At 57.8% G+C, this 8,730-nt stretch carries 10 protein-coding genes; 4 read left to right on the top strand and 6 right to left on the bottom strand.

All coding sequences use genetic code 11. The features are described from left to right. The 4 genes from EGI20_RS14950 to EGI20_RS14935 form a co-directional block, all read left to right on the top strand. On the top strand, window positions 1–857 hold an 857-nt coding region (locus EGI20_RS14950), incomplete at its 5' end, for an SLBB domain-containing protein (protein WP_498632423.1). A gap of 11 nt (window positions 858–868) precedes the next feature. Further along, window positions 869–1,420: a heme NO-binding domain-containing protein gene (locus EGI20_RS14945; protein ID WP_498632422.1), complete on the top strand. Its 552-nt coding sequence runs from the start codon at window positions 869–871 to the stop codon at window positions 1,418–1,420. Further along, the gene (locus tag EGI20_RS14940; protein WP_498632420.1) at window positions 1,417–3,423 is read left to right on the top strand and encodes a SpoIIE family protein phosphatase; all 2,007 of its coding nucleotides are present in this window, start codon (window positions 1,417–1,419) and stop codon (window positions 3,421–3,423) included. Before EGI20_RS14945 ends, EGI20_RS14940 begins: the two co-directional genes overlap by 4 nt. Window positions 3,424–3,474: 51 nt before the next feature. Then, on the top strand, window positions 3,475–4,176 hold the full coding sequence (locus EGI20_RS14935; RefSeq protein WP_498632419.1) for a response regulator transcription factor: 702 nt from the start codon (window positions 3,475–3,477) through the stop codon (window positions 4,174–4,176). Here EGI20_RS14935 and EGI20_RS14930 read toward each other — a convergent pair. The 6 genes from EGI20_RS14930 to EGI20_RS14905 all read right to left on the bottom strand — a co-directional run. Continuing rightward, window positions 4,153–4,887, bottom strand: a complete 735-nt coding sequence (locus EGI20_RS14930; RefSeq protein WP_498632418.1) for a PilZ domain-containing protein — start codon at window positions 4,885–4,887, stop codon at window positions 4,153–4,155. The genes EGI20_RS14935 and EGI20_RS14930 overlap by 24 nt on opposite strands. Further along, the gene (locus EGI20_RS14925) at window positions 4,874–5,398 is read right to left on the bottom strand and encodes a serine O-acetyltransferase (RefSeq protein ID WP_498632417.1); all 525 of its coding nucleotides are present in this window, start codon (window positions 5,396–5,398) and stop codon (window positions 4,874–4,876) included. Before EGI20_RS14925 ends, EGI20_RS14930 begins: the two co-directional genes overlap by 14 nt. Window positions 5,399–5,412: 14 nt before the next feature. Continuing rightward, on the bottom strand, window positions 5,413–6,408 hold the full coding sequence (locus EGI20_RS14920; RefSeq protein WP_498632415.1) for a glycosyltransferase family 2 protein: 996 nt from the start codon (window positions 6,406–6,408) through the stop codon (window positions 5,413–5,415). Continuing rightward, window positions 6,405–7,613: a glycosyltransferase family 2 protein gene (locus EGI20_RS14915; RefSeq protein WP_498632414.1), complete on the bottom strand. Its 1,209-nt coding sequence runs from the start codon at window positions 7,611–7,613 to the stop codon at window positions 6,405–6,407. Before EGI20_RS14915 ends, EGI20_RS14920 begins: the two co-directional genes overlap by 4 nt. Next, window positions 7,606–8,235: an acyltransferase gene (locus EGI20_RS14910; RefSeq protein ID WP_498632387.1), complete on the bottom strand. Its 630-nt coding sequence runs from the start codon at window positions 8,233–8,235 to the stop codon at window positions 7,606–7,608. The genes EGI20_RS14915 and EGI20_RS14910 overlap by 8 nt, the downstream gene beginning before the upstream one ends. After that, window positions 8,228–8,730: glycosyltransferase (locus tag EGI20_RS14905; RefSeq protein WP_498632413.1), on the bottom strand; the 503-nt coding region annotated here is incomplete at its 5' end. The genes EGI20_RS14905 and EGI20_RS14910, both read right to left, overlap by 8 nt.

Raw genomic sequence — 8,730 nt, 5'->3', positions numbered from 1 at the left:
CCCCGCAACTCCTCGCTGAACTGGACAGCGGCGCAGACCAAGTCTACCGGCTGGCCGAAGGCGACCAACTACAAGTGACGGTCTGGAACCGACCAGAGCTCTCCGGCAAGCAAACGCTGGGGCCAGATGGGCAACTGAGCCTGCCCGTGGCAGGCACGCTGAAACTGGCAGGAGAAACCAGGGAGAGTGCAGCGGCGCTGGTTCATACGACCCTGGCCGGCTTTTACAAACACCCGGCGGTATATATCGGCGTCGAGCAATATGCGGGCAACCGTGTCACTGTGCTTGGCCGGGTACAAAACCCCGGGGTACAACAGTTCGACCGGCCTCCAAGCCTGCTGGAAACGCTGGCACGCGCGGGAGCCCTGCCCGTAATCGACAAACAGGCAACCCTGACCCGGGTCGCGGTATTTCGCGGACGCGATCGCATCATCTGGATCGACTTAAAGAAACTGCTGAACCGGGGAATGCTCGTCAATAACATTCGCCTAAAAGCAAACGATCTCGTCTATATCCCCGATTCGTTCGATACTCTCGTCTACGTATTGGGTGCAGTTCATAAGCCGGGAGCCTACCGTCTGACCCCGGATATGTCGCTACTTGATGCGCTATCGCAAGCCGGTGGGCCAAATGATGACTCGGCCCCCGAAAAGATCGCAATCTACCGCCCTAGCAAGCAGGCAGCCTCTGCGGCCCCCTTAGAAATGCTATTGACACGAAAAGAGATGGTAAACTATGCATTAGAAGAGGGAGATGTCGTTTTTGTCCCCAAGAACAACATCGCCGAAGCGGGTTACGTAATCAGACAACTGATTCCGGGTCTATCCATCCTGACCTTGGGTTTGAGCGCAAACTGAAGGGGAACACCATGTATGGCATCGTCAACCAAGCCATAGAAGAAATGGTCTGCGCCCAGTCCGGCGATCAGCTATGGCGACGCGTCCTGAAGCGGGCAGGTATCAGCGAAGACGGTTTTCTGTCCAATACGCCATATCCGGACTGCGTCACTTACGCGCTGGTCAGCGCTGTTTGCACCGAAACGGGGCGAGCGTCGGATGACGTACTGGAAGACTTCGGCCGCCACTGGTTGTTAGAAACCGGGCGCAAACGTTATGGTGGGCTACTGGAGGCGGGTGGCCATGACATGATGCAGTTCTTGCTAAATTTGCCAAACTTCCATGCGCGCATCTGCATGATGCTCCCTGAACTTCAGCCCCCGGAGTTCATCACCGAAGCAGCAGGAGAACAGAGCGTTCGACTGCGTTACTTCTCGCAACGACCGGGACTCACCCCATTCGTACGCGGTCTGCTGTTGGGGCTCGGTACCCTGTACGGCCAGTCAGCGCAGGTCACACTGCTACACCCGCGAACTTGCCAGGACGACTTCGACGAGTTTTTGATAAGCTGGCAGAAAATATGAGCCGCACCGTCGTACTGACGGAGACAGCACTGAGTGCTCTTCAGCCCTTTCATTTCTTTGTCGACGATCAGCTGAGAATTAGCGGCTGGGGGCCTTCCCTGCCCCGCATCTTGCCGGCTATTACCGAGGGCATCTCGCTAACAAGCCTAGTCAATATTCAGCGGCCGCGACTGGTCGAGGTAAGCTATGCAGAGCTGAGCGCCCACCAAGGCATGCTTTTTGTCCTGCACCAGCCAGACAGCGGCCTGCTACTGCGAGGACAATTCATCGCGCTGCCCGCGCAGCGGGCGCTATTATTTGCCGGCACGCCCTGGCTTGCCGAAGTCGGTGATCTAAAAAAATACGATCTGGCGCTAAACGATTTTGCCGTACATGATGCAACGGCAGATCTGCTACAGGTTCTACAGCATGCCAAGATCGCCCTGAGCGAGACAGCCAGTCTCGCCGAGCGGATACGGCAGCAGCGCATGATACTGCAAGGGATACTCAGCACCGCCGCCGACGCGATTATTACCATCAACGCCACAGGTGTAATCGAGACATTTAACCCGGCAGCAGAACAGATGTTCGGCTGGACCGCTCAGGAAATAACCGGGCTTGACGTCAACGTTCTGATGCCTGAACCCCATGCCAGCCAGCATGGACGCTATCTGGCGTCTTTTCTTTCTGAACCCGCCCACCATCTCGGCGGCCAGCGCCGCGAAGTCATGGCTCGCCGCAGAGACGGCGAAGACTTCCCCGCAGAACTCTCCCTCTCCTGCGTACAACTAGCCGATAACACGCTATTTACCGGCATCCTGCGAGACATCAGTCAGCGCAAGCAGCAGGATGCTGCTCTAGCCGAGGCACGTGAACGCGAACTGCGCATGGGGCACGAGATCCAGCAGTCACTACTGTTCGGCAAGCCTTTACGGGTGCCCGGCCTCGAAATAGCAGCCTTCACCCAGCCCTCACAAGGCATTGATGGCGACTTTTTCGATTTTTTCCCCATCCAGCCTGCATGCTTCGACGTTCTCACCGGCGATGTCATGGGCAAGGGTGTTGCAGCAGCCATGCTGGGGGCCGCATTCAAACATCAATATACCCGTCTGATGACTGAATTGATGGCACCTGCGCTATCAATCGGCGACGTTCCCTGCGTCACCAGCGTCATCAACGAGCTGCATAACCGCGTCACCCCCGAGATGCGCAGACTGGAGTCGTTCATCACGGTCGCATTCGTCCGCGTCGACCTCTTACAAAACCAGATCGAGTACATTAACGCCGGGCACCCTGAGGCATTGCTGTTCGATATGGCCGGCAAGGTCACCGAGCTTGCCGGCAACCATTTACCATTAGGCATTCTCGACGACGAGCTGTACACATCGACCCACCATCCCTTTAAACCTGGCGACTTACTGCTGCAATGCTCCGATGGCGTAACCGAAGCGCGGAACCACCGCAACGAGCTTCTGGGTAAGCCCCCCATCATCGCGATGGTCGGCGAGTTGCATCGGCTAGGCTTGCCGGCAGCCATTATCCTGCAGCGGCTGCGCCAGCTGGTCGACCAGCATGAACAGTCGCTGCGGCGCAGCGATGACTTCACCGCTTTGGCTTTGTTGCGTCAAGGAGACATTCTCTGGTTAAGCCAAGAGTTCAAACGCCAGATGAGCGAGCTTGCATCGCTGCGCAGCTGGATCCGCGAACACGCCCGCCTCGCAGAGGCACGACTGGACGCACTGGAGCTTGCTACGGTTGAAGTAGCGACCAACATCATCCGCCATGCCCGCGCAGAACTCTGTGATGCCGACTTCGTCGCCCGCTTACGCCAGCATGAACATACAATCGTTCTCGAGCTTTGCTACATCGGTGACTGCTTCGACCCGAACAAGGCCCCCGAACCGGACTTCAGCGGCAACAGCGATGGCGGTTTTGGGGTTTTCATTATCCGAAAATCGGTCAATCGCGTCAGTTATCTGCACCCGGCCCATCAGGTCAACCTAGTCCGGCTTGAAATATGGTGAGCTGATGCAATAGCCGGAACCGAGAGCATTCATATCAGCCAGGAGACTTCCATGTTTGTCGCCATTGTCGAAGATGACCCAATCCAAGCAGAACTACTGACGCTGACTTTGGAAAGCGGCGGCCATACGTCGCGCGCATTCGGTACCAGTCTGGCTTTTTTTGACGCGCTCAAGTCAACGCACTTTGACTTGCTGCTGCTGGACTGGAACCTGCCAGACTATTCAGGCGGAATGATCATCAAATGGGTAAGAGAAAATATCGGCTGGCAAGTCCCCATCATGGTCGTCACCGCCGTCGACGACGAGGCCAACGTGGTTGGCGCACTGCAAAGTGGCGCTGACGACTACCTGGTCAAGCCTATCAAACCTCTTGAACTCTTGGTTCGCATAAAAGTGCTTATGCGTCATTTCCGCAGCCTAACCCCTCTCGTCCTGCATTTGGGCGACTACGAAATAGATACCAGCCAACGCGTGATCCGCCATGCGGGCCAAGAAGTCGAGCTAACCCAAAAAGAATACGACCTGGCACTCTATCTATTCCAGCACCCCGAGAAGCTATTTTCACGGATGAGCCTGATGGAAGAAGTCTGGGGACTGCATGTCAAGCTGGACACACGCACCGTAGACACGCACATCAGCCGTCTGCGCCGCAAGCTGCAACTGAGCGGTCACGGCAGTTGGCTACTTTCCTCAGTCTACGGCTATGGCTACCGTCTGGAGCGGATCAGCCTACCTGCCATGATCCAAGCGTGAGGCTCCCTGCCAAGCCAGCAGCAGCTTGCGCAACTGAGTAACAGTATTCTTATCGATGCGAAGCAATTCAATGCTTAGCCGACAGCTGCTGTCCTTCTCAAGCTTGCTGCAAACGCGCGCCAGTGGTGCCTGCAGCTCCAGCGAGGCCACACTCAAGTGGACTTGTACCAGCATAGTACCCGGCCCGGCATCAACGGCAGCCTGTGCGTCGACCCACAGGGCGAGCCCGCCCTCACCCAGATCGCCCAGCCACCCGCACAAACACCCCCCAGTAAAGTTCAGGCAAACTGTCAGAAGTGTGGGCGGGCGGACACGAAAAAAATCCCGTCCTCCCCCTCTGACTACAAAAGCAGGATACGCAAGAACCAGCTCGGCAGGTGCATGCATGGCCAACACTAGCCCATCGAATACATGCATATACTGGTGCAGACAAAACACCACCAAACATGCGTCACCCTTAATTAGCGGACTGTGACCGGCAACTCGGATCCGCAAACTTGCCGCCGCGTCGTTCACCCCTGTGCACTCTGCATGCTCACACCCTCCATCCTCCGCGAGCACCATCATGTGCGCCCGGCCACGAATAGCCTCCTTGCCTAGCGTATTCAGCAGGACACCGACCCGCTCTTTACCGGTGAACACGTCGTGCTCGGGCCATAAAGAACGCGGCATGGGAGATGGAACACCGAACCAATTTTCAATCCTCGTCATGGCCACGCGCCTTAACCCTGGCAACCACCCGCGCAGGAATACCAACAGCCAAGGCATTGGCTGGAATATCTTGCAGCACCACTGCATTAGCACCGATTACAGCACCGTCTCCGATGTATACGGCCCCCAAAACCACAGCCCCGGCGCCAACTTCGACCCGGTTTCCCAGCCGGGGAGCGCCCCGCTTGCCTTCATGCTTGAGCCCCAGTGTTACCCCGTGACGCAGGATCACATCATCGCCGATCTGCACATCGCCACTGATAATCACACCACCGAAATGGTCGATGCGCAGTCGACGCCCTACTTGCGTCTCGCATGGCAGATCGATACCGGTCAGTATCTGTGCAGTGATTTTCAGCCACTTGTACAGCAAAGAGCAGAGGCGGCGCAGCAGCGCAGGCCGTACACCGTAACGCCATCGCCCGAAGCGGTATACGCACATGACCCACAGGCCCTGCCGCCAAGGGTCTCGCCCGTAGGTACGCCAGTCTTCCCGAATCAACTCGAACATGGAGCCCTCCTCACCTACCATGGACGCGGCGGCGAGGCTCGCCCACCCGCCGTATCATCCCAAGCTTGCAGCAATAGCGCCTGCAGTGCCTCGGACTCCTGCCGCCGCTCATGCCCGCCCGGACGGTGCTGTAGCGCATTGCGCCACACCCGTAGCCGATGCCATATCCGCTCAAACCAGGATGTCCCAAGCGCACCTAACCAACCGTGGTGTTTGCGGTAATACAATAAAGCGCTGCGCATGCGCCACAACGAAAGTTGGCTGCCGTGACGATTGAAGTGCGCGCCGGCCACCCGCCGCGAGGAGACTCCGCCAATATGCACGGCACGCCATTGCGGCTGATACCAAACAGCCTGCCCACGGGCGTGTAAGCGGCGACAAAGATCGACCTCCTCGAAGTACAGGAAAAATCGCTCGTCAAACAGTGCCTCTCCAGCCAGTGCACTCACACGGACGACTGCGAATGCACCGGGCACCCAGTCGACAGCGGCAGCAGTAGCCGGATCCGCCCAGCTGCGGTCCACACGACCGAAAAAGCGCGAATGGGGAAAACGTGAGGACAAGCCGCTGATAACCAGCAAGTCATTCAATAGAGAGGGAAAACTGCGGGCAGATGGTTGATCAACTCCATCGGGTGAAAGCAGCCGCCCCCCTGCTAGCGCAACCTCTGGATGTGCATCCATCCAGTGCACTGCCTGCGCAAGCGCACCAGGTTCAGGCCGCGCATCCGGATTGACCAAGGCAAGGTAGCGACCGCAAGCTAGATGCGCAGCGAGATTGTTGCCGGCGGCAAAGCCCAGGTTGACCGGGCTTGCGATAAGCTGAATATCAGCCTCGTCTCTGAGTACGGCAAGTGTGCCATCGTGGCTGGCATTATCGACGACCAGGATTTCATGGGTGACTTCGGCCGCAGCCGTTCGCACCGCGCCTATGCAACTGGCGATTTCCGGTTCGTTGTTGTAAGCCACGATCAGGACGCTCAGGGCTACTTGCTCGAGTTGAAAACTCATCGCTCGCTCCTTTCTGTTTGCGGGATGGCCTCTTGTTCACACTGACGGCTTGAACGCACCCATGCTGCACCACGCTTCATCTGCCGAACAATCCCTGGCAGTTGCATGAGTTTCCACCCCAGATAGCGTGGCAACACCCGCAATGCAGCCCAGCGCAACTCAGATGGCAGCGTCTGTAGTGCAAGGCCTGCATGAGCGCAAAGCACCAACAACCCCGCCATCGCCATCCAGCTCAGTGGTGCCGGTGCAGCCAGCCCTGCAAGCAGCAAAAACAAATGCAGGCTCAAAGGCAAGAGCAACAACTCCTCGAGCGCACAGCGCGCGCACCGGTCACCCGCTAACATGCCCTTGGCCAGAGCTGGAAATTCGTCGCGCAGCAGCGCGAAACGCCCCCCCTCCCAACGGCAACGTTGCACGCGAGCACCTGCGCCGCTTGGCATTTCGCCGTACAGCACGGCCTCCTCGCACCAGGCTAACACCAGACCCGCCCGGGTTAGCGCCAGCTGATACTGCAGATCCTCTGCAATCGAACCGCCAGAGTATGGCACCTGCGACAATGTGTGCGACGATAGTACAAAGCCATTACCAAGCAGACCTATCGGTTCACCCAGGCGGGCACGCGCACGCGGGCGTAGCGTGTTAAATCCCTGCAAGGCCCAATGACGCAGGGGCGCCTGCCAATCCTGCTCGACCGTTTGCGGCAGATAACGGGTCTGTACGCCAGCGGGACACTCCGCCAGCGTCTGTCTTAGTGCGTCAAAGTACCCCTCACCCAACTGAGTATCCGCATCAACCACCAAGAACCAGTCCGCCTGCCCGGACAGATGGGCAAATGCAAACTCCAAGGCGTAACCCTTGCCTGAATGTGCGGTATCGTGGCGTTCAAGCACAGAGGCTCCTAGAGCGCGGGCAATCCTGGCCGTGCCGTCCATACAATTGTCGGCAATCACCACCAGTTCACTGTTGCCGTCTTGCCGGACGGTATCCAGCAGCGACGGCAGCGTCTGTGGTAATAATGCGGCTTCATTGTGTGCTGGCACCAGAACCATCACCCTTGCCCGACTCGGGGGTAAGCCATGCACTACGGAGTGCGGCTTTCTCCTCGCTGCACGCGTCCAGCGCCAGAGCGTTAACGTGCCCGGCAAAGCCAGCAGCGCGGCTAACGCGCCAAAAAACTGCACTCCGAACAGGAGGTATTCATTCATCGAGGCGCGCCTCCCCATAAAAATAGCGTGCGCGTTGCGTCCGCAAAGCAGCGGACTCCGGCATACCGGCAAGACGGCAGTGCATAAATTCGTCCGCCCATGGCAAGTCCGTGTTAGCCATCTTCACCCGATCGACCCATTCGTCCAAGGTACACAACACCCGTGCAGGAACGCCACCAACAACCACGCCAGCCGGTACACTGGAGCTAACCACGGCATTGGCCGCGACAATGACATTCGGCCCGATGGTCACACCCGGCAAAATCACGGCCTGATGGCCAATAAATACATTGTCCCGAATATCAACCTTGCCAACCCGGTCAAGCTCAAGTCCCAACGCTGCATTGACCATGCCGACGCTACCGTCATGACCAAATAGCGTGCAACCCGATAGATGGACATTACGTCCCAGGCAAACATAGGCAGGATCAGTGATCGTGACGTTCATATTGATCTCGCAAAGCGCCCCTATCCGGTGTAATCCGCCATGCATACGCAGATAGTCGGCCCACTCGGCTCCATGTGGCCGACAAACCCGCCGGTACAACCAGACCAGCTGATTTCGTTCCAGCGCCTGCCGGCGCAAGCACGCCCGCATCCAGCTCTTGACACGTTCAAGCATGCTTTCCCTCCCGACCTATCGCCAGCAGGCAGCCTGCCAGTTGGTCCAGATTACGCTCAAAAGCATAGTGTTCTCGCACCCAGGCGCGTGCATGTGCCCCTAAGCGACTGCGTAAATCGGGGCTGCTTGCAAGCCGCCAAAGCGCCTCAAACAGTGCGTCCTCATCACCAGGCGGTACAAGTAAACCTGTTTGGTTATCAATAAGGAGTTCAGGAATACCGGCGACACGAGTGCTCACGCAAGGCAGGCCACTTGCCATCGCTTCCATCAATACAACCGGCACCCCTTCGGCGAAACTTGGCAGAACAAATACATCGGCTTGCGAATAGCTGTGCCTGACTGCCTCTCTTCCCAGCGCCCCGGCAAAATGAACACAGTCAAGCCCAAGCTGTCCCACCTCGGCACGCAAAGACAACTCTGTCGGCCCGTTACCGACCATCAACAGCGACAATTTAATCCCTGCACGACGCAGCCGTGCCACTGCATGTAACAACA

The sequence above is a fragment of the Aquitalea sp. S1-19 genome (assembly GCF_024343515.1).
Note: the sequence above shows the minus strand (reverse complement) of the source record. Positions and strands in the feature narration are given on the sequence as shown.

Coding starts and splice junctions, on each gene's coding strand:
- EGI20_RS14910 (WP_498632387.1), bottom strand. CDS start 8,235: ATGCTTGAACGTGTCAAGAGCTGGATGCGGGCGTGCTTGCGCCGGCAG.
- EGI20_RS14945 (WP_498632422.1), top strand. CDS start 869: ATGTATGGCATCGTCAACCAAGCCATAGAAGAAATGGTCTGCGCCCAG.
- EGI20_RS14940 (WP_498632420.1), top strand. CDS start 1,417: ATGAGCCGCACCGTCGTACTGACGGAGACAGCACTGAGTGCTCTTCAG.
- EGI20_RS14920 (WP_498632415.1), bottom strand. CDS start 6,408: ATGAGTTTTCAACTCGAGCAAGTAGCCCTGAGCGTCCTGATCGTGGCT.
- EGI20_RS14930 (WP_498632418.1), bottom strand. CDS start 4,887: ATGACGAGGATTGAAAATTGGTTCGGTGTTCCATCTCCCATGCCGCGT.
- EGI20_RS14925 (WP_498632417.1), bottom strand. CDS start 5,398: ATGTTCGAGTTGATTCGGGAAGACTGGCGTACCTACGGGCGAGACCCT.
- EGI20_RS14935 (WP_498632419.1), top strand. CDS start 3,475: ATGTTTGTCGCCATTGTCGAAGATGACCCAATCCAAGCAGAACTACTG.
- EGI20_RS14915 (WP_498632414.1), bottom strand. CDS start 7,613: ATGAATGAATACCTCCTGTTCGGAGTGCAGTTTTTTGGCGCGTTAGCC.